This window comes from Halobacillus sp. GSS1, from assembly GCF_017307035.1.
In the GTDB taxonomy this organism is placed as follows: domain Bacteria; phylum Bacillota; class Bacilli; order Bacillales; family Halobacillaceae; genus Halobacillus; species Halobacillus litoralis.
Map to the genome: position 1 here is coordinate 278,648 of NZ_JAFLHE010000003.1, position 24,732 is coordinate 303,379.

Genomic DNA, 24,732 nt, shown 5'->3' on the forward strand with positions numbered 1-24,732 from the left:
GGCACTCACCGGCATACGTGCCTCTTTTTTTTATTGTTCTTTTAATTGATTCGTTACGTCAGGTAGACTTTCTTGCTGGTCCGCCCTCCGCTTATGGTGGATGCCCCATTCGTTCATCTTCTCCAGGAAAGAGGCTGTTGTCCGCCCATAAGGCGTCACACGATACTCTACTCTGGGAGGCACGGTTTCATAATCGATACGTTCGACCAAACCATCATGGATGAGCTTCTTTAACTCTCTGGCAAGAATTCGGGAAGAGATGTTTCCATCAAGGGACCGCCGCAGTGCATTAAAACGCAGATGATTTTCGTGGATGAGTTTCCAAAGAATTAACCCTTTCCACTTTCCGCATACCACTTCAAGAGTAACATCAAGGCCGATCCCATCTTCCTTCATCTGTTTTCACCTCACGTTATTTTTTTGTTGTTTGTCCTTGTTTCTGCATGGCTTTTTCGTAGCCTTCCAATATCCCCTGGGCATACACTTTGTTCAATACAGTCATGGTCTGAGGGATGACGTTTTCTTCTTCCGATTCCGAGACTTGATTTAACAAGTCCACGAGTTCTAACAATTCTTCAGAAACGGGGAAAATCGGTTTTATGTTGTCCATAAATGGATCACCTTCCTGTGTGTTCGGGAAAATACGATTACTATAATTCTATTTGCTTTTTATACGGGTAACAAGTACTTACATAAATGTGCGTGTACATTGCCTATTATGACTTAAACGATTGTGAATAATCAACATGTAAGTCCGTGTTTTTGGCTCAGTGGCGCACATCAGGAGAAGGGTTAGTATTATACAAAAGTTATACTGAAATAGCTGGACTTGTTATTTTTGTATAACTAAATCGTTCCAGAGTCTCAAACTATGCAAGAACATCACATTTTAATCAATGAAAGACATTCCGGATCTGTATAACAGGTCTATAGATTTGATCCACGTTTGGAGGATTTTGTATGCGTGCAATTTTTTCTTATACCTTTCCTTATAAAAGGTCTGCATCAATCGCCCTTCTTCTTATGTTCATAGAATTATTGGTTGAACTGGCTCAGCCCATACTCATGGCTAAAATCATAGATGATGGAATCATAGCCGAAGACTTTAACGCCGTTTTAATATGGGGCTGCGTGCTTTTGGGTTTATCATTGGTCGCCTTTACCGCCGGTGTGACCAACTCTTTCTTTGCTGCCGACCTGAGTCAGGGGGTCGGTTATGATTTGAGAAACGATCTATTTGCTAAAGTCCAGGAGTTTTCAGCCCGTCATTTCCAAAACGTTACGACTCCGAGCCTGGTCACAAGAATCACCAATGATGTGATCCAGATTCAAAATTTACTGTTCATGTTTGTGAGGATTGGGCTCAGGGCTCCGCTTTTCATCATTTTTGCTTTAGTAATGGCCTTTACAATTGACGTGGAACTTGCACTCTTTCTACTGAGTAGTGTACCTGTGTTTTTATTGTTTTTATTCTTCCTTCTTACAAAAGGAATCAAGTGGTTTAAGAAAGTTCAGCAGAGACTCGATGGGCTCAATACGATCATTCGGGAAAATATCGCTGGAATTCGCTTGATTAAAGGTTTCAATAGAAAAGAACAGGAAGAGAAAAGATTTCAACAGGCGAATGAATCGTTGGTTCTTCAGAATAAAAAAGCATTATGGCTCATGGAAGTGGCTATGCCTGTGGTCATGCTTGGAATGAATATCGTCATCCTGGTCCTCCTTTTTGCTGGCTCACAAATACTGAGGAATGCAGGCTTGGAGGCGGGTGAACTGGTCGCTATCATTAACTACGCGACAAGAATACTGTTTACTTTTTCTATTTTCACATTTTTGATCATGGTCATCTCACGGGGGCAGGCCTCGGCTGAGAGAATCACAGACGTGCTGCATCAACATACAGATGAGGATACATCAGGCGAAGACAAAGAGTTGGAGGGCGCGGTGCGCTTCCGCAATGTCTCTCTTCAAAGAGGTGGTTACACTGTGCTTAGAGATCTGAACTTCCATGCCATGCCGGGAACCACTGTCGGCATTATCGGAGAAACGGGTGCCGGAAAAACATCTTTGCTTCATTTAATACCCCGATTGTATGAAAAAAATGCAGGCCAACTCTTTTTGGATGGAGTGGATATCGAAAATCTCCATGTGAAAAAGATAAGAAAACAAATCAGTCTCGTCCCCCAAGAAGTTCATTTGTTTTCAGGGACGGTAAAGGAAAATATTGCCTGGGGAAAAGGGGATGCGACATACGCAGAGGTTGTGAAAGCGGCTAGGCAGGCGCAGATTCATGATTTCATCGCCGCCTTACCAAACGGTTATGAGACACAAATCGGACAAAAAGGGGTCGTCTTCTCTGGGGGACAGAAGCAGCGTCTCTCGATCGCACGAGCCCTTGTGCGCCAACCACGGATTTTGATCTTGGACGATAGTACGAGTGCGCTGGATGCTCATACCGAAAAAAGGCTTTTACGCAGTTTGGACGACCAGCCATGTACCGTGTTTCTTGTAGCTCAAAAAGTCAGTTCAATCCAAAAAGCAGACCTCATTCTAATCCTTCACCAAGGGGAAATCATCGCCCAGGGTACGCATGACGAACTGCTTCAGCAAAGTGAATATTACGCTGAAATCCATCAATCCCAACAAGAGGGGGTTACGTCATGAGTAGACATTCTAAACCCAAAATGGGCCATCCTCACGGGCTTGGTTCAAAACCTCCGAAAGTTGAAAACCTCAGGGGGACACTTCGTAGAATCTGGCTTTACATGGCGGAGGAAAGAGTAAGGTTTATTATTGTATTGGCTGCGATCCTGGTCAGTTCCTCTTTGTCTTTACTGGGTCCTTATCTTCTGGGACTTACGGTTGACATGGTCATAGAAAGTCCTGAATCAGATACCCTTCTTATCATGCTGGGGAGCTTGTTGATTGTCTACTTGTTTCATTCTCTTTTCCTCTGGCTGCAAAACTATTGGATGATCGGAATTGCTCAAAACGCGGTCCAGTCAATGAGGTCGCAGCTTTTTTCGCATGTTCAGCTGCTCCCTGTTCTTTTCTTTCAAAAAATGCAGCAGGGGGAGTTGATGAGCAGGCTTACGAACGATATTGAAAACGTAAGTCGGACCTTGAATACAGCAATCGTTCAATTCTTCACGAGTTTATTGACGATTATCGGTACATTGATCATCATGCTTTGGTTAAGTCCTATGCTTACACTGCTGACCTTGACCATCATTCCTGTTATGTACTTTGGGATGAAATGGATTACAAACCGAACGGGTCCCTATTTTAAAAAGCAACAAAAGGACCTTGGTGAAGTAAATGGCTATGTAGAGGAAATGTTCTCCGGACAGTCCATCATCAAAATGTTTTCCAAAGAAGAAGATGTCATTAGTGAGTTCGGAGAAAAAAATAAAGCATTACGAACTTCTGGATACTACGCACAAGTGTACACAGGTTTTATTCCAAAGCTGATGAACATGTTGAATAATGTAAGTTTTGCGATCATCGTCGGAGCAGGCGGGATTCTTGCTCTCAATGGCTCGATATCAATAGGGATCATCGTCACGTTTACCACTTATTCCCGCCAATTCACACGCCCGTTAAACGATCTTGCCAACCAGTTCAATATGATTTTATCAGCCGTAGCCGGGGCAGACAGAGTATTTCAGGTCCTTGATGAAAAAGAAGAGAGGCTGGACGAAGACAAGGCACAGGACGTTTCAGAGATCCGGGGCAATATCCGATTTGAGCATGTCGATTTTTCTTATGAAGGAGATCAGCAGACGCTTTCGGATATCACTTTTGAAGCAAGAGCTGGACAAACGGTAGCACTCGTAGGCCCTACAGGTGCAGGGAAAACGACAATCATTTCTTTGCTGTCACGATTCTACGACCCGGACTCAGGTAAGATCCTGCTGGATGGCGTTGACCTGAAAAGCGTGAAAAGAGACAGTCTGAGGAGCAGGATGGGGGTAGTCCTGCAGGATGCCACTATGTTTCATACGACCATAAGGGAAAACATCCGTTACGGTCGACTGGATGCTACAGATGCTGAGGTTGAACAGGCTGCCAAGTCTGCTATGGCCCATGAATTCATAACTCAGCTGCCAGACGGATACGATACGACCCTTGATTCAGATGGGAAAGGGGTAAGTCATGGACAAAGACAGTTGCTTTCCATTGCTCGAGCCATGATTGCAGATCCCTCCTTGTTGATATTAGATGAAGCGACAAGCAGCATCGATACAGTTACAGAAATGAAGATTAATGCCGGACTCACCAATTTAATGAAAGGACGGACGAGTTTTGTCATTGCCCACCGTCTGCATACCATACGCTCAGCTGATGTTATTCTCGTACTCAAGAGTGGAAAGGTCGTTGAAAAAGGAGATCATCGGACACTTATGGCGCATGGCGGGGAATATGCAGCTCTCATTCGAGCTCAAACATCGGATAAGAATCAAAGAGGGTACGGTTAAGTCTCACACCTTCGCCCATCCAGTCGCATAAGATGAGGAAAAGGGAGGGGTGACCATGTCACTAAATCAACCGTATCCTTACTGGACCGATCTGCCTTATGCGGGCGAAAGCCACCCACCATTAACGAACGAAGGGGTGGAGTTTGAAGCCGGGAAATGGAAGACCTATTTTATTGAACACAGCCGCAGGTACGGGTTTAAAACGTTGGATGGGACTCCGATACGGTTAGCTATCAAAGATCCAGAAACCATTGACTGGCATAGGGAACTGAAGGTCGTCAAAGAAACTTTAGCTCATTTGACAGCGGATCAAAGGAAGATAGCTGTGTACTGGGGAGAGGGGGCAGCATCAAAACAATGGCTCCCTATCGTTGACCGTCTGATTGATACTTATGGTGTAGAAGCCCCAAGAGCCGCTCGCATTTTAGGGGCTGTTTTCAGCGGGATGAATGATGCCTTCGTTGTGTGCTGGTCATTGAAATACCGCTGGCTGGTACCGCGTCCCAACCAGTTGGATCCTCAATTACGGACTGTTATCTGTACACCGAAACATCCTTCTTATCCATCCGGCCACGCAACGATTTCCGGGGCTGCAGAAGTTATCCTCAGTTATTTCTTTCCTGCAGAAAGAAGAAAACTACGGGGACTGGCTGAAGAAAATGCTCGCTCAAGGCTATACGCCGGCGTACACTACCCTGTGGACAATGACGAGGGGTTGCGCCTGGGCAGGCAAGTCGGCCGTATCGTTATAGAAGAGTTGAAGAAAGATTATGTCGAAGACCAGCCGCTTGACCGTCCGTTTACAGAATATCGAAATGCAGATATCCACCCTTCCGACTATAGGCAGGCTATCCCTTTTAAATTTGACCAAAAATGTGGTTCCTTGCTACTTGACTCAACGAACCCTGAAGAATCTTCGTCTTATACGGAATGGATCGACCCGAAAATATTCTATTGACCAAAAGAACCACGCCTCAGGTGTGGTTCTTTTATTCTGTATAATGGCAGGATTGTGGAAGACTCAGTTTCGAGACTTTCCGGGGATCGTTGCCCGAGTTGAGCGTCAGGGGGTGGTTGGGAAGCTACTCGCTTTCCTGTGGGGGAGTGCCGAGCTTCCTCGGGCTACCGCCCTGCGGGATCTCGCCGATCTCCTTTCTCCCACGGGAGTCTCGCAGCTTCCCAACCACCCCTTTCGATGTAAGAGAGAAACGAACCCCTGTACAAAGTTGGATGGTCTTCCACCGTCCAACTGTTAGAGGTATAAAGCGCTCTGGATCAAGCTTATAAGTGCTATGGAGATATTCTATAATCCCCTTCCCATAATCATACGAGCTGACTTTTTAATAGTGGTTTTGAGAATCTTTCATGGCAAAGGGGCGGAGGGGAATGGCGAGACTCCTGCGGGAAAAAGTGCATGGTGAGACCCCACAGGACGTAGTCCGAAGAGGCTCACCGCGCTCCCGAGGAAAGCGAGTCATTCCCCGCAGCCCCCATACACTCAACAAAAATCTCGAAACTGAGTCTTCCACAAACGAGAGCTTTTCTTTAAAAAGTAGACAAGTTTTCGGTGTCCCTTTGCATATAAATGAACTAACGAAAGATAGGAGGGGTATGGCATGGATGCGTGGATTTTGTCTGCACGAAAAGTCGGCCTGCTTTTAGGTGCCATTATTATCGCTTTTGCTGCTTACTTTATTGGGAGCTTTTTCTGGAAAGGAGCCATCTCGACATCCACAGAGCCTGTGAATGGAGAACCCAGGGTCATCAACCTGGTGACAGGTGAATTTAAGGCGGAGACGGCTGATGGGAAAGAAATTGAAGCTTATCGTTGGGACCCGGGGACGATCTTTGTGGAAAAAGATGAACCTTTTAAACTGAGTATTTATGGAGTGAATGGAAAAGAACATCCTTTTTACATTGAAGGCACGGATGTCAAAGGCGTGGTTGAGCAAGGCAAAGAGACGGTGGTAGATCTTCAATTTAAAAAAGAAGGCATTTATCGTCTGATCTGCACAACTCATTCTGAAATCGCTTCGGATGGTCCAATGATCGCATATATCGTTGTTGATTAAATAGCACAGAGGGACGAGCTTATCGTTCCTCTTTTTTGAGCCTCGTTATAAAAAGGGGGGAGGATTTGGTTGGGTTAATTGCAAGCTCTATTCTGCTAGGACTATCCATAGCAGCACCTGTCGGGCCGATCAATATAGAAATCATGAGAAGAGGTCTTACCTATGGGTTTTGGTCTGCTTTTTGTGTAGGACTTGGAGGAATGTCTTCCGATTTGTTGCTCATGGCGGCTATGTTTTTTGGAATGGGTATATTTTTAACGTGGACATGGGTGCAGGTTGCTTTAATGCTCATTGGCTGTATCGTCTTGGTTCATGCAGGTTGGACGAGCCTTTCCGCTAGAGAAGAATGGAGGGTGGAGGAAGACTATGAACGTCGCCATAAAGGCCAAGCTTTACTCTCCTATGTTAGAGGAGTAATTATTGCAGGAACGAATCCAATGAATCTTTTGTTTTGGATCAGTATCTATGGATCCGTGTTGAGTGGTGCTCTACAGGAAGAAAACATGTTTCGATCGTTTATCATCAGTTCCATGGTTTTTCTTGGAATTGGTTTGTGGAATGCCAATTTAGCATTTTTTGTTCATTTTGGGAGGTACCTCGTAAATTCTTCACTATTGAAATGGGTCCAGGGGATAGCGAGCCTGATTCTTATCTATTACGGCCTCAAATTCGGCTGGATTGGAGTAAATGTCCTTTTTAAAAGCTTATCAACGTAATAGACACAATACCCACACCTAAATAATTAAACAAAATGGCAGGATTGTGGAAGACTCAGTTACGAGATGTTTCGGGGGTCGGTGCTTGGTATGAGCGTCAGGGTTGGCTGGGAAGCTACTCGCTTTCCTGTGGGGGAGTGGTGAGCTTCCTCGGACTACGTCCTGCGGGATCTCACCTATCTCCTTTCTCCCACGGGAGTCTCGCAGCTTCCCAGCCAACCCATATGATTAAAGTGAGAACCGAAACTCTTTGCCGAGTATGAGTGTCTTTTACAAATCCTGAATCTATATTAACAAAGAGCTCTATAACAGCCTTTATCATTCAGAATAGTGGTTGGAAAGTGCATATTGATTCACTTTCCCTAGGAGTGAAAGCTTCCTTTTCCGGAAGTGGTTTCGAGATACTTATATGGCAAAGGGGCGGAGGGGGATGGCGAGACTCCTGCGGGAAAAAAAGTGCAGGGTGAGACCCCACAGGACGTAGTCCGAGGAGGCTCACCGCGCTCCCGCGGAAAGCGAGTCATCCCCCGCAGCCCCAATCCACTGCACAATCGTCTCGAAACTGAGTCTTCAACTAAAGGGAGCTTTTGTGAAAAAGGATAAATGTAAGGTTGAAAAAGGAGTCCCTGCTAGTTAGGGACTCCTTTTTTAGTAGTGAATGTAAATTGGCGATGGTCGCTTGAGTCATATATTAATAAAATCACAGGATATTAATCAAAGACCTAAGATGCATTCGACTCTTTTATAATTCTATTGATTTCATTCTTGTAAAGGTCGGAGCGTCCCCCGAAGATGGCTTGGATATTGTGGTCCACTTTAACAACCCCTGCGGCTCCAAGTTCCTTTAAGCGGTCTTCATTAATTTGACCTACTTCAGAAACTTCCACACGCAATCTTGTAAAGCAAGCGTCGACGTGCTTCAAGTTTGATTCTCCACCAAGAGCTTCCATGATGGCAGCAGCTGTCTCTTTCGTTTGACTACCTTTGCCGCCTTTCTTTTGTTCGTTGAAGTCTTTACGTGTGTAAAGCTTGTTCTCTTGTCCTCCACGACCTGGTGTAGCGAGGTCCCATTTTTTGATAGCAAAGGAGAAAGAGAAATAATAGATGACGAAGAATACAGCACCTGCGACTAGGTTTATCCACCAGTTTCCGGTACCCGGAAGTGCATTGACGAGGATAAAGTCGATTAATCCAGAACCGCCTGCCCAGCCGAGGTGAACATCAAGCATGTACATCACGGCAAACGAGATCCCGGCAAGAAATGCATGAAAGACGAACAGCAATGGCGCAACGAATAAGAATGTGAATTCGATCGGCTCTGTGATTCCTGTCAAAAAGGCAGTACCTGCAGCAGCAATGAGCATCCCTTTCACGACAGGCTGATTCTTCTTATCTGCTCGGCGGTACATCGCGAGCGCAGCTCCTAATAGTCCGAACATGATGACAGGGAATTTACCTGCCATGAAGCGGCCGGCTGTAACTTCGACCCCTTCCGCAATCTGTGCAAGGAAGATGTACTGGTCACCGGACACGGCACTGCCAGCTACTTCTGTCGTCCCGCCTAGAGATGTCCATAGGAAGGGAGCATACCAGATATGGTGCAGGCCTGTTGGGATCAATGCACGTTCTAAGAAACCGTATAGCCCGATGTATAAGGGGTTTGTCGCGCCGTTGGCGATGACGTTGGCAACAGCGTTAATGCCCCCTTGAATCGGTGGCCATACAACCATCATTGCCAAAGCAAGGAAAATAGACGAGAAGACCATGGCGATTCCAACAGAACGGTCACCGGCAAAAAAACCGAGCACTTCTGGAGGATCAAACTCATGGAATTTGTTATAAATCCAAACAGCTAAGAGACCGACGACAATTCCGCCGAGGACACCGGTTTCCAGTGTCGGGATACCGAGTGCCATGCCATATTCTCCACTTTCACTGACCATTTCAGGTGTGATACCTAAGGCGAAGGAGATGGTTTTGTTCATAATGATATAACCGAGCAGGGCAGCTAAGGCAGCAATTCCCGAGCCCCCTGTTAAGCCGATGGCAACACCGATAGCGAATATGACAGCAAGGTTGTTAAAGATACTGATTCCGATATCTGACATACCGTTACCAATCAGTTGAATGATGTCATTCTGTAGAAAAGTGAGTGAATCAGCGAGTGGTCCTGTCAACGCAGCTCCGAATCCCAGCAATATACCGGCAGCGGGGAGCAAGGCGACGGGAACCATCAGTGATTTTCCGAACTTCTGTAAGCTTCCAAAGTATTTCTTCACTTCTGATCCTCCTTTATAGGGAAACGCTTTCTTATTTGATGGAGAGGAGACCCCGGAATGGGCTGGGGTTCCTATGGGTTATTTTGATGTCACAAGCTGTTTGTTGGCATGCAATTCAGGCCAGTACTGTTGATTCGCCTCAATCATGTCATCCAAAATTTTGCGGGCGCGAGGTGCGTCTACAACTGTACGGTTCAACGTCAGCGCCTGCAGCGCTTTTTCATAGCTGTTTTCATAGTAGGCATCAACGACCAGTTTCTCGTATGCCAGCTGCCCTTCGATCAACCCTTTATAGAAAGTAGAAATGTTTCCGACGGCAAATGGCTTTGGTCCGCGGCTGGTAATCATCGCAGGAACTTCTACCATCGCATCGTCTGGAAGGTTGGCGATCGTACCATTGTTTTCAACCATGACGATAAAAATGTCTCCGTTATTGTAAGCCATGGATGCGGCTACACGGATCATGTAACGTCCATGAATGTCCACTTCAAGTTCAACGTTAGCCGTTGTATCATCTGCAATGATTTGATCAGCGAGGGTGTGCACGCGTTTTTCACGGCCATTGATGACTTGGCGGGCACGTGTATTGGTCACGTCTTCTTTTTCTACCATTTGAGAAGGATAGAGATAATATTGCAAGTACGTGTTCGGCAGGTATTCAGGGAAGTCTGTCACCATTTGCTCTACCTGCTTGAACGTTTTGATCCAGGAAGGGTCGTTGGCGATCTCTGCATCTTCAGGAATAAAGCCGTCTTCTGTGATGGCTCGCTTGATCGTGTCTGTGTGATCAATACCGTCCTTATCAAGGATTTTTGTGAACCAGCCGAAGTGATTCAGGCCGAAGTATTCAGGGACAAGGTCGAAGACGTCTTTTCCAAGGATCCCTGCGTAACTGACCATGATTGCTGCCGGCATATCGCAAATGTTCAAAAGCTTTTTATCTTCTGGGAACTCACGTCGAAGTGCTTCTGCGACAATCGCTGCCGGGTTGGTGTAGTTTAGGATCCAAGCATCAGGAGAATAATGACGGATGTCGTTGACAAGGTCGATCATGTCCCCGATGGAACGCAGTCCGTAAGCCATTCCACCTGGTCCGCACGTTTCCTGGCCGACGGCTCCATGGTTCAAAGGAATTTGCTCATCCTGCTCACGCATCGCAAGACCGCCTGTCCGAATTTGAACAAAAACAAAATCTGCGTTTGTCAGAGCTTCCTCTTTATCTGTTGTGTAATGGAAGCTTTCCAGTTCAGGGTACTTTTCGCGAAGGATGATTTCTGATGCTTTCGCAATCTTCTCTTGACGTTCAGCATTGGTGTCGTAAAAAGTAATCGTTTTCAATGGAAACTGTTCTTTTTCTGCAACAAGACTCATGATCATCCCGATAGTGTAGGTGCTGCCGCCACCGACGACGACAAGGTTTTGTTTTTTCATATTTTAGACCTCCAGTAAAGGTATTATATTTGTTTTATTTTTAACTTAATATGAATATAATACATATTTCTGAAAGCGTCAACATTTGTATCGTATTTTTTGCAACATTTCGTTATAATGATGGTAGAGATAGGTGTTGGACTGGTTTGAAATGTGGGGGTGGAGCGCCACATTCCCACATCACACAGGTCACTAGTTATAGGAGGAATAAAAATGGCTGCGCCTTTGTATCGTAGAATTGCTCAACAAATCAAAGAGGAAATCCAATCGGGAATATGGAAAGAAGGGGAAGCAATCCCAACAGAAATGCATCTTTCAGAAAGATACGAAGCCTCCCGCGTAACAGTGAGACAGGCCATCAAAGGCCTGGTCGAAGAGGGGCTTCTTGAGAAGGTACAGGGGAGCGGTACTTATGTGAAAGAGCAGAAGATTGAACACAACATTTTCGAACTGTTGAGTTTCACAGAAGAAATGAGACGTTTAAATAAAGAACCTGTAAACAAAATCCTTCATTTTGAATTGAAAGAAGCGGATGATCATGTGAAACGAATGCTCAAGCTTGCGGACGGGGATAAAGTGTTTTACGTCCGCCGTCAGAGACTTGTCGATGATATTCCTTATGTCGTTGAGGATACGTATTTACCTGTTTCCATGTTTCCGAACCTTTCCTATGGGATTATGGCCGGGTCGAAATATGATTATATTGAGGAGGAGGTTGGGATGAAGATTAAAGACAGCTTTCAGGAAGTCATCCCGATTCTGCCTTCTAAGGATATTGCAGAAGCACTTACGGTCGAGGATTCCATGCCGATTTTAAAGATTCAGTTGTATAGTGTCTTTGTGGATGGAACGATTTTTGAGTACAGTGAAAATTATTTCAAGAGTGATGAATACAAATTTACGCTTAGGGCTTCGCGGCCTTGAACTGAATCAGCTAAGACGATCCTCGAAAAAGCACAGCAAAAATGCCTGTGCTTTTTTATTTGTGCTCTTCATGTAACAGAGTTTCGATTTGATGCTTTTTACGAACGATCATGTTGGAGTTTCGTTTGGTTCTTGGATTTGATTAACAATCCTGCCCAAACAATTAAAGGAATGATCAAGCCATGCGTAATGGCATACGGGAACCATGTTTCATTGATAAAGGTCTCAAAATAAGCAACATCCGGGTAGGCGATGATGGATAATACAACCATTCCCATACCTAAGGGAAGCAACAAAGGACGGTGGTCTTCCATAGTTAGAAATTGAGCTATTCCTACAGTGGTTGAATAATAAAGGATGACCATCTTGAAGAAGATTGTAATCATCCAAATGATGGCTACCATAATTTCCAGTCCTTCTAAAAAACCGGCGATATTGATTTTTTGAGCTAATTTGTAGCTGGGATAGGTGTTCAATGCCGTTAAATCGCTTCCTAAAATCAAGATACATAGTAAGGTGATTAACGTTAAGACAGCCCCGCCAAGAAAAGTCCCTAACAGCCAGGCTTTTTTCTTAGTTTTTCCGTCTTTGACATAAGGGATGATCATAAGGAAAGTGACCATCTCTAATAGCGGTGTACCGATCACGAAAGTCGAGGTGTTCAGTACAGGAAGGATTCCATTGCTGAGAACAGGCTGCAGGTTTTCCATTTTTATCTGGGGAGATAAAGTGATCGTAAAAAAGAACACCAGAAGGACCACCCATGGCACAAACATTTCTGAAGATCGTCCGATGGCTTCGAGCCCTAGATAAGCCCCCCATATGACTACAATTAGAAAAAGAATATGGGTGAATTGCAAAGGTGTTTCTGGAATGATTTGGGTGGTCATGAAGTCGCCGATGTTTCTCAACACAAGGGAGGCCAGAATATAAAGGAAAGAGAGGTAGAAAAAAAGCAGAATCCTCCCAAACCATTTTCCGTATACAGCAATGGTGGCCTGTACGAACGTTTGTCCTTTCATCAGAGTTGCCATGTGGTTGTATAACATCACAAGGAGCAAGCCAGCTGCGATTGATATGATAATGGATAGCCAGGCATCCTGTTTCGCATTAGCCGTGAGCGGGGTAGGTACGATCAGAATAGAGCTTCCCACGGAAAATAAAATGACGAGAAACATAAACTGCCGGGGGCTGATCTTCTGATTATCCATTTTTACACCTCTTATTCTCATCAATTAGAATCCAATCATTTTATAGAACCTTTGAATAAGGTCTAGCGGATTAGGGAGCTCAACATTCAGACTTTCCGAAACACTAAAGGTCGTGAAGAAAAGGAGGAATATCACAAAAAACCAAGCATCTTTTTTTCTGTTTTTCTTGTACATCTTGGGAAATTCAAACATGAATATTCCGATTGCTATAACAATTATGGCAGTCATAGACCACATGTGAATCCCGCCTATTCTTCTTTTGTAATGGGTTGAGTTGTATTCCCTTTTCTTCTAATTTGTGCTTTGACTTGAATGTCTACCTTTAATTCTTTGAACTCGCTATTCCAAGTGTTCTCCACAGTCTTCCAATATTCAGGATTTTTTCGGTAAATGAGATTCCCGAAACCGAAAATATCACTTCCGAAGTTTTCCTGGGCTGCTCTGATGGAAGCTTCCATATTTTGTTTAACTTTTTTTTCAACTTCTTTATTAATGGCTTCAATGGATTCTGCTTTCGTAAGGTCGATGGGGCAGTCTAATTCGGTTACGTTGCCCTCTAATTCTAATTCGATCAATACAGCAGGCTCTCCGCCTTTAAAATTCGCTTTTAAACGGCTGTCTGTCCGAAGCACTTCAACATTTACAAGTCCTTTATCATTACAAGGGTAAGAAACAGTCGTACTTTTCATATCGCCTGTAATATAGTTAAGGCCTTTGCTTTCTTCCGGTGTTAACCAGCCGATTAGACGATCTTTTTCCATAACGGCCAGGTTATCAACTCTTAGTTGTGTAGGGGCGTCAATTTTTTCAATGTTTTCGATTGATGTACCGGTGTCAGCGTCTCCCTTGATTAAAAGTCCCGGCAGGACTGGGCTTTGTCCTTTGCTAAGAATTTGAGAGATCAGTTGGTCAATGACGATTCCTTTGGAACTTCCCTGACTCCTCTCCACAGCTTCCATGGTATGCATCAGTTTATTAGCAGGGATTTTTTCATAAGGAGTAAGGACTTTCAGGAGTTCTTTCACTCCAGTATCCTTGGCAATCGTTACAAAAAAAGCGGTGCGGAATTCATGGTCTCTATAAAAGATGTCTAGCGAGGGGAGGATACCTTCCTCAGCTAAATTATTGCCGATTACAAGAAGCCGTAATTGGGAGAGGTACATCTTCCTCGGAGACTTTTGGGTCATATTTCGAAAAGCCTCGAAGACAGAATCTCCTGTTGATTCGTAAATTGAAACAGGAGGTCTTGTTGTTGGTGCATCTGTCGCAATTTCGGAAGGGTTGATAACTTGAGTGATCAATAGAATTTGATCGTCCTCTGTTTTGTCCAATCCAACAGCTACGACAATTCCAAGGTCATCTAATTCTTTGCTATTCCAACAACCAGAAAGAAGAAGGAGACTGATAGCCACGAAGGTCGCTTTGACATATATATTTCTATACATCGCCTTTATCTCTCCTTTGATTTAGAATCGACACGCTTCTGGTTGTTTTTCGTGAATAAGCTTGGCCGCGATAACAAACCCCAGTGTGGTAAACGGATCAATACATCTTTCTGGTCTCTCGGGATCATAGGTGCGAGAGGTGCCATATAGGGCTTCCCGAACGAATTCAAACTGCATAAGTGAAAAACCATGGCAATCATACCTAAAATGATACCGAACAGTCCGAAAGTGGCCGCAAGGATCATCATTGGAAAACGAAGGATTCTGATCGAAATCGCCATATTATAAGCGGGGAACACGAAACTGCTGATTGCTGTGATGGCTACTACGATGACCATGGCAGGAGAAACAAGACCCGCCTGGACAGCTGATTGACCGAGTACGAGTGCCCCAACAATAGAGACAGCTGAACCTACGGGTTTTGGCAGACGTATCCCGGCTTCCCGAAGGACTTCAAAAGTCAACTCCATCATTAAAGCTTCGACAAAGGCTGGAAAAGGAACCCCTTCCCTTTGAGAAGCAAGACTGATCAAAAGCGGAGGGGGGATCATTTCCTGGTGGAACGTTGTAAATGCAATATATAACGATGGCATAAACAAGGCCACTGAAAAACAAAACAATCGAAGTAATCTCACAAGTGTTCCGATATCTGCTCTTTGGTAATAGTCCTCACTGGACTGCATGAAATTCACAAAGAGAGCAGGCACTAAAAGGACATTCGGCGTACCATCAATCAGGATAGCAACTCTGCCTTCCAATATCCCCCCAGCAATGGCATCCGGCTTTTCTGAATTATAAACCGTAGGAAACGGGGAGTACTGAGCATCCTGAATGAATTCCTCTATATAACCACTTTCTAAAACGGCATCGATATCAATTTGGTCCAGTCGTTCATTCACTTGTTCAATGACTTCTTTTTCAGCTGTACCTTCTAAATAAACCATGGCAACATCCGTACATGTTTTCCTTCCGATGGTTTTGGCTTCGACTCTGAGGTCAGGGTCCTTAATTTTTCGTCGTAACAGAGCCGTATTGGTCCGGATCGTTTCAGTGAAAGCTTCTTTTGGACCGCGGATGACGCTTTCTGAGGTTGCCTCCTGAACCCCCCTGTCACTCCATCCTTTTGTACTTATAGATAAAGCTTTTGTTTCTTTATCCAGGAGCAGAATGGTGTCACCTGAAAGTAACTTCTTCAATAGCTCATGCTTGTCTTCTACTTCCGACAATTCACCAATGGGAAGGTTAGCCTTTTTAATGGACTCATATAGATGGTGTGTTATAGGGCGTTTTGCAGGGATCTCAAGCATAAGAGATTCCAAGATAAAGTTTTGCACGGTATTCTTATCTACGAGACCATCCATATAAAGAATGGCGGCAGATGTCTTATGAATGGAAAAAAGACGGGTCACAAAGTCTGAGCTGTTTCCAAGTGTTGTGCGGAGATCGTTCACATTATCATCCAATGACGAATGAAGAGGCTGAGCATCAGGGGGGGTTATATGATTTGTTTTGTTACCCTTCAAAAGCTCACACCTCCGTTGTTTTTCATTAGCATGTTCATATATTGGAAATTTATGAAAGGTATATTCACTTTTTTAGTGCTACATCATCCTGCAAAAGGGTTTTTTGGGTGGCAGGGACTGTAGGGGTGGAATATGGAGTGAAAGAAATGGGTTAAAAAAAAGACTGCTCGAAAGAAGAGCAGTCTTTTGCTATGGTTTATTCTTTTACAGCACCGGAAGTCAGTCCCGATACAATTCTTCGCTGGAACAATAACACCATGATGACAAGAGGGACCGTAACAATGACGGTAGCGGCTGATATCTCTCCCCATGGAATGGTGTACTGGCCCTGAAACATCGCAATGCCGACGGGTACGGTTTTGTGGCTTTGCGCGGTATTGATAGTGAGTGCGAAAAGAAATTCATTCCACGCGGCGATAAATACAAGAATGGCTGTTGTGAAAATACCAGGTACCGCAAGCGGCAGGATGATACGGAAATAGGTCTGCATCATGGATGCGCCGTCCATTTTTGCAGATTCCTCAAGGTCGAACGGAATCTTACGGAAAAACGTGACGAGCAGCCAGATCGATAGAGGCAGGGCGAACGTTGTGTAAGGAATGATCAATCCCAGGTAGCTGTTCGTCAGTCCGATGTTTTTTAGAAAAATGTAGATGGGGGAAATGGTCGCGATCTGAGGGAACATGGATACAGATAAGACAACCCCAAGAATGACCGCTTTTCCTCGAAAGCGCAATCTGGCAATAGCGTAAGCAGCGAAGGCCGCGACGAACACCGTATAGACTGTGGTAATGGTGGCTACGACGGTACTGTTCCATAAATAAAGCAAGAATGGGTGATTCGTAAAGACAGAAACATAACTATTAACGGTTGGGTCAGTGGTGAACCAATTGAACGCAGCTGGACCGAAGAGCTCTGACAAGGGTTTGATGGAGCTCAAAAGAATCCAGAGGAACGGAAACATGATGATAAAGACGAAGGCAGCCAGAAAGATATAAAACCGTACGCCCGCTTGTTTTTTCACTGTACGTTCACTCCTTTACTTTTTCACTCCGTCTCCGAGTAAGTCGGAACCGAGGAATTTAATATAAATGGTAGAGATGATCGCTACACAGATGAAGACGATCACAGCAAGGGCTGAACCTTCCCCGAAGTTCGTCTGTGTGAACATGACCTTATAGGCGAGCATCGATATGACTTCGGTCGAGTTCGCCGGTCCTCCACCTGTAAGTACGTAGATCAAGTCAAAAACACGGAAAGCATCAAGCGTCCGAAAAAGCAGAGCGACGAGTATCGCAGACTTGATCAAAGGGAGGGTAATGGTCGTAAACTGTTTCCATTTGCTCGCACCGTCAATGGATGCAGCTTCATATAGGGAGGAGGGAATCGTCTGCAGACCTGCGAGCAGTAAAAGCGCCATATAAGGCGTCGTTTTCCAAACATCAGTAAGGATGACAGAAGCCATTGCACCTGCTTGTGTAGTAAGCAGGGTACTCATGCTATCCACAATACCGATATCAGAAAAGAACTTCGCAATGATTCCGTTCTGCCCATCATATAAAAACTTCCACATCATAGCGGATACGGCTGTAGGAATGGCCCAGGGAATTAATATGGAAGCCCGGACAAGACCACGTCCGAAGAAGGCTTTATTGATCAAAAGGGCAATGGCCATTCCGAGAACTAATTCAAAGCCGACAGACACGGTAGTGAACAGGAAGGTGTTCCCGAGAGATCTCCATAATCGTCCGTCTGACAAGTTTTGTTTGTAATGGGAAACTCCTATAAAATTCGGTTTGACGATGCTCTCGTTCAGCCCATCGGCTAACCCGGTTAACCGGTTGGCGTTCTGTAATTGATCGTCTGCAGCAAGTTCACCCAACCGCTCCTTAACGGTACCGAATGTTTCTTCAAAGTCCTGCCCGAACTGCCGCTCAATCTCAACGAATTTCAATTCATCACTCGGCACTTCAAAGTTGAATAAAATGTCATTCACCTCTTCGTACCGTTCTGCTATGTTTTCATCCTGTAAAAGTTCTTCATCGTATTTTTCTATGTTCGATTTGATCTCTGTCAGCTCTGTGGATACGTTCCCAGAGGCTTCTTCAATTTCGTCGTCCAGAGCTGTGATCAAAAAGGGCTGGTGGTTCAGGTAGCGTTCTAAATCAAGGCTATAATCTAAATGAATACTGGATTTTGTGGGCTCATTTAGTCGATAATCGAAAAGACTGAAATAAAAGGATTGGATAACAGGCCAAATCGCAATCACTAATATGAGGATTAATGAAGGGGCGATGAGGAAATACCCAAGCCTTCGCTCTTTCTTTTGAGAGTCATTCAAGTTCTTGGCCACGGTTTCGTTCCTCCTTTAATTCATAGAAGGTTCAGCCTCCAGGGAAGATTCCCTGAAGACTGAAAGGCAGGCTACTGCATGACGCCTTGCAATTCGGTTTCCATCGTCTGAACTGCCTCTTCTGGTGTCATTTCCCCAGCAATTGCTTTAGAAATGTTGATCTGAAGAATTTCAGATACTTCCGGATAGTTTGGTGCTACCGGACGGGAAACAGCTGCTTCCAATGCATTCTGGAAACCTTCTTCAGCGAAGAACGGGTTGGCATCCAGGATTTCCTGATCTTCAAAAAGCTCAGGAAGAGTAGGAGCCAGTCCACCATGGATGGCAGAGATTTTCTGGCCTTCTGGTCCTGTCATGAATTTCACGAATTCCCATGCTTCCTGCTTGTGCTCAGAGAACTTGTTGATCGCTGTCATCCATCCACCTAGAGCGGCAGCACTTCCGGCATCTCCTTCAGGAAGGGGAGCGACACCGACATTACCAACGATTTCAGATTCATTCTCATCATTCGCCAGGTTCCACTGGTATGGCCAGTTACGAATATAAGGAGATTGTCCTTCGATAAACGCCGTATGGGACTCGACTTCTGTGAATGTATTGATGTTGCCAGGTACGAAATCCGATTGTGCTACTTCTACCAGTTTGGAAATTCCTTTGATGGTTTCAGGGCTGTTGATGGCCACTTCACCACTTTCATTCAAAATCTGTCCGCCATACGCAGCGATGAACTCGACCGCGTTACATACAAGCCCTTCATACTGTTTGGCCTGCATCAAGTAACCGAACTCTGTTCCACCTTCACCGTTATTGGTTTGAGCGGATTCAATCAGCTCATCCCACGTGCCAGGAACTTGATCTTCACCAATGATGTCTGTGCGATAGAAAAGCATACCTGTATCAATGAACTTAGGCATTGCCCATTGTTTTCCGTTAAAGTTGGCAGCGGATAATGCTCCCTGGTTGTAGCTGTCTGTATCAATGCCTTCCTGCTGAAGGAAACGGTCAAGTTCCTGAACGTAACCTGCTTGGGCAAATTCCGCCGGCCATATAACATCAAGGTCCATAACGTCGATTTCGGAGCTTTCCGCGTTAAGCATCGTCACATAGGCATCGTGCTGTTGTCCTGTATCAGAAGGCATTTCGCGGAACGTCACGTTAATGTTTGGGTTCTGTTCGTTAAAAGCTTCGACAAGACGTTCGGTTGCTTCCGTTGAATCTTGCCCTCTGGCATAAACGATTTCAACCACTTCACCTGAAGCCTCTGCATCTTCATTATTTTCACCGCTTTCTTCACTGCTGTCTGATTCGGTGATTGTATCGTCACTTGAAGAATCCTCTGTTCCTGATGCCCCTTCGTCCGAGCCGCTGCATGCAGCCAATGCCAACACCAAAATCAACAGCATGGACAGTAACCAATGTTTTGCTTTCATTCCATTACCTCCTGTAAGTAAAAAATGTTTTATTCCACAGCACTCAATGATTTACCTGTAGTCGATTCACGCACAATCAACTTTAGGGGAAACTCATAACGCTCTTTTTGTGGCTGTTCTCTTATGTTGATTTTTTCGACCATGACTTTGACAGCTTGTCTTGCCATTTGATCAATCGGTTGTTCGACTGTAGAGATTTTCGGATCCATAATTCTTGATATGACTTGATTATCGAAACCGATAACAGCTAAATCCTGAGGGACTTTCCATCCATGGTCTTTCGCACATGTGATGATTCCTGCAGCAACCTCATCGCTTCCTGTGAAAACAGCGGTCGGAGGATCATCCATCTTACGTATTTTATTGAATACATCCATCCCATCTCTAATGGAGTAGGCATTATAAAAACTGTAAGCTTCATCATAAGGAAGTCCATGCTCACCTAAAGCTTGATCAAATCCCTTTCTCCGGTGATTTGCTACCATACTCTTATGACCGCCGGAGCAGTAAGCGATGCGTTTATGACCCTGATTAATGAGGTGGCTCGTCGCGATGTAGCCACCATACACCTGGTCAAGCTTAATAATCGGGATTTTAGCGGATTCTTCAAACTCATTGCACATGATTAAAGGTCCGTAATTTAAGTAATCAGCGATGATTTCCCACTCATTCTCATAAGAGGTCATGATGATGCCGTCCACTTGTTTTGTCTTCAACAGTTCCAAGTGTCCGACTTCAGTTTCAGGAGAATACATCGTCTGACAAATCAATAGCTGAAAGCCTTGTTTGGATGCTTCTACTTCTATGGATTCAACAAGTTGGCCGAAAAAGGGGTTCATTAATCTTGGGACAATGACAGCGATGATCTTCGTCTTTTTATTTCTTAGACTGCGGGCGGAAGAATTAGGGACATAACCCAGGGTGTTCATGGCGTGATAGACTTTTTCTTTCTTGGTTGGAGAAACATGGGGGTAATGGTTGATCACTCTGGATACGGTAGATTTAGAAAGACCAGCGAGCTTGGCTACATCATCAATGGTTACCACTATCAAACCTCCTATCCTAGTTATCTTTTGAAACCGATTTCAAAAAAGGGGGGAGAGTGCGGTCATACTTGAAGTCATGGAGTGACTCTTTTGAAAACGTTTTCAAAACATGGTTAAATTATATGGGATGTATAGACATATGGCAACACCATTTTGAAAATATTCTGAAAAATATGGCAGCTAATCTTGGTGGTAGGAGGTTGAGGCTTTTATATCAAGGGGTTAAAGGTTTGCGGAAATAGATCATGTCCATCCCTCTTATCCCATTTTCATAAAAAGGACCTGAGTATTGTAAGAAGAAGTCATGATGAATCTTGTGAAACCGGAAACCTGCTTTCTGATAGAAGGCTAAATTTTCAATACTAGAATTAGAAGTTCCGACAAGCATTTCTTTGTACCCTTCCTGTTGAAAAAGAGTACAGGACGCCTGGATCACTTTTTTTCCATATCCTTTTCCTTGGAAGGCTTCCTGTATGGCGATGTTTTTGATTTCTACCGTGTACTCTTCAGGAAAAACGAACAAACAGACACCAATATGTACACCATCCAGATCAACGGTATAGAAAACACCATCATCGATATAGCTTTCGATTATGCTTTCAGATTCATCAGCTAACAGAAGGTCTGCCATGAAACGGCGTCGGTTGTTCGATTCCACTAAGTGAATGGGGTTCATAAGATCCTCCTCTTCGTTTTCGGCTATTATCGTAACGATGTGGTTATGATAACATAAGGTCAGTACATCTTTTTCAGAAATCGGTCATTTTTCTGAAAAGATATCATCTATTGAGTGGAAGGCTCAGGGTGGTTTATGCGGGATGAGGAGACCCTTTCCCTAACATTTGAGCAACGTAACATAAAGGAGTCGTCGATGATGGAACAAAGAGAAAAGATTTACGATTTGATCGGAGTAGGTGTGGGACCTTTCAATTTAAGTCTGGCTGCTTTGCTGGATGAAATAGACGAAGTTGAATCCCTGTTTTTTGAGCAGAAGGAGGCTTTCGACTGGCACCCGGGAATGTTGATCGAAGGGACAAAGATGCAAGTCCCTTTTATCGCTGATTTAGTAACAATGGCAGACCCTACGAACAAATATAGTTTCTTGAACTACATCAGTAAAAATGAGCGCATGTATCAATTTTACTTTTTGCAGCGGCTGGATATCCCGAGAAGAGAATACAACGATTACTGCCAGTGGGCCGCCCATCAGCTGGACAGCTGCCGATTCGGGAGAAAAGTTACGAATATAAAGCATTACAAGGATAACGAAGAACTTTTCAAAGTTGAAGTGACGAATGAGGAAAGCGGGAAGAAGGAGGTTTATCACACGAGGAATTTAGTCATGGGAACAGGCAGCGTACCTGTCATGCCACGATCTTTCCAAGATGCCTCTTCAGAGGACGTTTTCCATACAGCAGACTTCCTTCCGAATCAGGACCGCTGCCGTAAAGCGGACTCGATTACCGTTGTAGGCTCCGGCCAAAGTGCTGCTGAGACTTTCCGCGAACTTTTGAAAGGGCAGCGCGATTGCGGCTATCGACTCGATTGGATTACACGGTCTGCGAGTTTTGAATCAATGGAAGAATCTAAGCTTAGCCTTGAGCACTTTTCACCGGATTACGTGAAATATTTCTATCAACTTCCGCAAAACCAGAAAGATGAGATCTTTGCTAATCAAGGACTGTATTATAAAGGTATCAGCAATCATACAATCAATGATATCTATAACCTTCTTTATGAATATTCAGTCGGGCAGGAAGACCTGAATGTGGGACTGCAGGTACTTAGTGAAGTGAAGGATGTCCGTCCAAAAGCAGCGGGTGGTTATGAGCTCGAATGTTACCACTATCAGAAAAAGGAAACGTTCACTCACGAAACGGACCTTGTCATTGCAGCCACTGGTTATAAGCCTTTTGTTCCAGACTTTGTCCACCACTTGGAAGATTTTCTTGAATGGGATGAAGAAGGAAGGTACAAGGTGACTGCAGATTATCGGCTTGTCACAACCGAAGAGACAGCGAATGAAATCTATGTGCATAGTGGGATTTCCCATACCCACGGTGTCGGTTCCACCAACCTTGGGCTGTCGATCCATCGGAATAAAGTGATCATCAACCACCTCGTGGGACGCGAAGTTTTCTCAATGAACGAAAAAAGCATATTCCAGTCCTTCGACGTCTAATCATCCACACCCCAGCCGCTGACGGCCGGGGTGTTTTTTCATGGTTTATTAAATAGAATGGCAGGATGGCTGAAGACTCTATTTCGAATGTTTTCGGGGTCTTTTGCATTTGAACACTTTCCTGTGAGAGAGCCGCCAAGCCTATCTTCTTCTCTGGCGGGAGTCCCGCATCTTCCCAACCGTTGTTCCATAGATGTGAAAACGCTCTCCCCGTGGAAAGCGGACTGTTGCCCGGTACGCCTATCCACCTATCAAACAACTCGAAACGGAGTCTTCAAGTATAGATAACTTTTGTATGGGGGATAGAGTAAGGGCTACTGTTGATAATGTGTATAAAATTGTGCATATGTGAATAAGAAGAGAACGTAAGAGAAGGGATTACCACTTATCCACATGTGTATAAACGATGTCCTTTTAAAAGATTAATCAATCCGTTCTCATTAGGAATTATTGAGATTATCCAGTGTTACCATTAAGAATCTGTAAAACTAACAAATTGTGATGGGAATCTATTGACATCTGGACGCTAAGGGTTAATAATATTGTAAATATACAGATGAAATAATAATTATACATAGAGGTGGATTCAGAGTGAAAGCAGGGATCGTAGGCGCGACCGGGTACGGCGGGATTGAATTGCTCCGCTTATTAACAAATCATCCACAAGTAGAAGCGATAACCTTATATTCATCTTCCCAGGCTGGGGAGAAATTTGACGACATTTACCCTCAATTTCAAGGATCAGAATCCTATGTGTTACAAGATTTAGTGCCAGAGAAGATGAGGGAGGACTTGGACGTCGTTTTCCTAGCGACGCCGTCTGGGGTTTCAAGTAAATTGACACCTCAACTGCAGGGCGGCCTTGCCAAAGTCATAGACCTTTCTGGTGATTTAAGGATTAACGAGCCCGCATCTTATGAGCGGTGGTATAAAAAAGAAGCAGCTCCTGAGGAAACGTTGGAGAAAGCCGTCTATGGTCTCCCCGAGTGGAATCAAGAGCGAATACAAGAAGCAGATCTTATAGCCAACCCTGGGTGCTATCCAACCGCGACATTACTTGGTTTGGGACCAGTAATCAAAGAGGGGTTGGCGAAGCCGGACTCCATCGTCATAGACGCCAAGTCAGGAGTCTCAGGAGCAGGGAAAAACCCAAATCCCATTACGCATTTTGCTCATGCCCAGGAGAATTTCCAAATCTATAAAGTGAATCAACATCAGCACATTCCGGAAATTGAACAACAATTGTCCATTTGGGACGATCAAATGGAGTCTGTCACCTTTTCCACTCATCTTGTCCCGATGACAAGAGGAATCATGGCGACCATTTATCTTCAGCTAAAAGAAGAGATGAGTGAAGAAGATTTGCGGCAGAAGTTTAAGAGCTATTATGAGGCGCGGCCTTTCGTCAGGGTCAGGGAGCCGGGTGGGTTTCCTTGCACGAAGGATGTGTACGGCTCTAATTACTGTGACATCGGTCTTACCATTGATGCACGGACAAACCGGGTCACGATCGTAAGCGTCATTGATAATTTAATGAAGGGGGCGGCCAGTCAGGCGGTCCAAAATATGAATCTTGTATTCCAATATGATGAGAGAACAGGGCTTGCACCACTCCCTGTTTATCCTTAAAGAAGAGAGGGAG

General features: G+C 44.5%; 20 protein-coding genes. 8 read left to right on the forward strand and 12 right to left on the reverse strand.

Annotated elements, in window-relative coordinates; translation table 11 throughout:
* Positions 1–30 precede the first annotated feature (30 nt).
* Positions 31–396, reverse strand: a complete 366-nt coding sequence (locus J0K78_RS09815; RefSeq protein ID WP_160910682.1) for a winged helix-turn-helix transcriptional regulator — start codon at positions 394–396, stop codon at positions 31–33.
* Positions 397–412: 16 nt separating this feature from the next.
* Complete coding sequence (locus J0K78_RS09820; RefSeq protein ID WP_206946543.1) at positions 413–610, reverse strand: hypothetical protein; 198 nt, start codon at positions 608–610, stop codon at positions 413–415.
* A 350-nt stretch (positions 611–960) separates the two neighbouring features.
* On the opposite strand from J0K78_RS09820, the gene J0K78_RS09825 reads away from it, so the two are divergent.
* From J0K78_RS09825 to J0K78_RS09845, 5 genes are all read left to right on the forward strand, one after another.
* Positions 961–2,664 (forward strand): ABC transporter ATP-binding protein, encoded by a 1,704-nt coding sequence (locus tag J0K78_RS09825; RefSeq protein WP_206946545.1) that lies wholly within the window; start codon positions 961–963, stop codon positions 2,662–2,664.
* Positions 2,661–4,478, forward strand: a complete 1,818-nt coding sequence (locus J0K78_RS09830; RefSeq protein ID WP_242517808.1) for an ABC transporter ATP-binding protein — start codon at positions 2,661–2,663, stop codon at positions 4,476–4,478. Before J0K78_RS09825 ends, J0K78_RS09830 begins: the two co-directional genes overlap by 4 nt.
* A gap of 55 nt (positions 4,479–4,533) precedes the next feature.
* Entirely contained in the window at positions 4,534–5,436 is a 903-nt protein-coding gene (locus J0K78_RS09835; RefSeq protein ID WP_206946547.1) for a vanadium-dependent haloperoxidase, read from the forward strand.
* A 658-nt stretch (positions 5,437–6,094) separates the two neighbouring features.
* Positions 6,095–6,550: a cupredoxin domain-containing protein gene (locus J0K78_RS09840; protein WP_160910686.1), complete on the forward strand. Its 456-nt coding sequence runs from the start codon at positions 6,095–6,097 to the stop codon at positions 6,548–6,550.
* Positions 6,551–6,615: 65 nt separating this feature from the next.
* Positions 6,616–7,266 carry a LysE family translocator gene (locus J0K78_RS09845; RefSeq protein ID WP_206946549.1) on the forward strand — a complete coding sequence of 217 codons (651 nt, stop codon included), beginning with the start codon at positions 6,616–6,618 and terminating at the stop codon, positions 7,264–7,266.
* A 722-nt stretch (positions 7,267–7,988) separates the two neighbouring features.
* Here J0K78_RS09845 and J0K78_RS09850 read toward each other — a convergent pair.
* Together J0K78_RS09850 and J0K78_RS09855 are read right to left on the reverse strand one after the other, a co-directional pair.
* The gene (locus J0K78_RS09850) at positions 7,989–9,545 is read right to left on the reverse strand and encodes a PTS transporter subunit EIIC (protein WP_206946550.1); all 1,557 of its coding nucleotides are present in this window, start codon (positions 9,543–9,545) and stop codon (positions 7,989–7,991) included.
* Positions 9,546–9,623: 78 nt separating this feature from the next.
* On the reverse strand, positions 9,624–10,976 hold the full coding sequence (locus J0K78_RS09855; RefSeq protein WP_206946552.1) for a 6-phospho-alpha-glucosidase: 1,353 nt from the start codon (positions 10,974–10,976) through the stop codon (positions 9,624–9,626).
* 213 nt (positions 10,977–11,189) lie between these two features.
* Between J0K78_RS09855 and J0K78_RS09860 the strand changes: the two genes are divergently transcribed.
* Positions 11,190–11,900: a GntR family transcriptional regulator gene (locus J0K78_RS09860; RefSeq protein WP_206946554.1), complete on the forward strand. Its 711-nt coding sequence runs from the start codon at positions 11,190–11,192 to the stop codon at positions 11,898–11,900.
* Between the two features lie 98 nt (positions 11,901–11,998).
* On the opposite strand, the gene J0K78_RS09865 is transcribed toward J0K78_RS09860, so the two are convergent.
* The 8 genes from J0K78_RS09865 to J0K78_RS09900 all read right to left on the reverse strand — a co-directional run bounded on the left by J0K78_RS09865 (position 11,999) and on the right by J0K78_RS09900 (position 21,584).
* On the reverse strand, positions 11,999–13,111 hold the full coding sequence (locus tag J0K78_RS09865; protein ID WP_206946556.1) for a GerAB/ArcD/ProY family transporter: 1,113 nt from the start codon (positions 13,109–13,111) through the stop codon (positions 11,999–12,001).
* A 248-nt stretch (positions 13,112–13,359) separates the two neighbouring features.
* Positions 13,360–14,556 (reverse strand): Ger(x)C family spore germination protein, encoded by a 1,197-nt coding sequence (locus tag J0K78_RS09870; protein WP_206946559.1) that lies wholly within the window; start codon positions 14,554–14,556, stop codon positions 13,360–13,362.
* A 5-nt stretch (positions 14,557–14,561) separates the two neighbouring features.
* A complete protein-coding gene (locus J0K78_RS09875; RefSeq protein WP_206946561.1) occupies positions 14,562–16,079 on the reverse strand; it encodes a spore germination protein in 1,518 nt (505 codons plus the stop codon).
* A gap of 196 nt (positions 16,080–16,275) precedes the next feature.
* Positions 16,276–17,103: a carbohydrate ABC transporter permease gene (locus tag J0K78_RS09880; RefSeq protein WP_206946562.1), complete on the reverse strand. Its 828-nt coding sequence runs from the start codon at positions 17,101–17,103 to the stop codon at positions 16,276–16,278.
* A gap of 15 nt (positions 17,104–17,118) precedes the next feature.
* Complete coding sequence (locus tag J0K78_RS09885; protein ID WP_370551107.1) at positions 17,119–18,432, reverse strand: carbohydrate ABC transporter permease; 1,314 nt, start codon at positions 18,430–18,432, stop codon at positions 17,119–17,121.
* A gap of 71 nt (positions 18,433–18,503) precedes the next feature.
* A complete protein-coding gene (locus J0K78_RS09890) occupies positions 18,504–19,862 on the reverse strand; it encodes an ABC transporter substrate-binding protein (protein WP_206946564.1) in 1,359 nt (452 codons plus the stop codon).
* A gap of 29 nt (positions 19,863–19,891) precedes the next feature.
* The gene (locus J0K78_RS09895; RefSeq protein WP_206946566.1) at positions 19,892–20,908 is read right to left on the reverse strand and encodes a LacI family DNA-binding transcriptional regulator; all 1,017 of its coding nucleotides are present in this window, start codon (positions 20,906–20,908) and stop codon (positions 19,892–19,894) included.
* Positions 20,909–21,122: 214 nt separating this feature from the next.
* The gene (locus J0K78_RS09900) at positions 21,123–21,584 is read right to left on the reverse strand and encodes a GNAT family N-acetyltransferase (RefSeq protein WP_206946569.1); all 462 of its coding nucleotides are present in this window, start codon (positions 21,582–21,584) and stop codon (positions 21,123–21,125) included.
* A gap of 198 nt (positions 21,585–21,782) precedes the next feature.
* Here J0K78_RS09900 and J0K78_RS09905 point away from each other — a divergent pair, with 198 nt between their 5' ends.
* Both J0K78_RS09905 and argC read left to right on the forward strand, forming a co-directional pair.
* Positions 21,783–23,090 (forward strand): lysine N(6)-hydroxylase/L-ornithine N(5)-oxygenase family protein, encoded by a 1,308-nt coding sequence (locus tag J0K78_RS09905; RefSeq protein ID WP_206946571.1) that lies wholly within the window; start codon positions 21,783–21,785, stop codon positions 23,088–23,090.
* Between the two features lie 591 nt (positions 23,091–23,681).
* Positions 23,682–24,719: an N-acetyl-gamma-glutamyl-phosphate reductase gene (gene argC, locus J0K78_RS09910; RefSeq protein WP_206946573.1), complete on the forward strand. Its 1,038-nt coding sequence runs from the start codon at positions 23,682–23,684 to the stop codon at positions 24,717–24,719.
* The last annotated feature ends 13 nt before the right edge of the window (positions 24,720–24,732 follow it).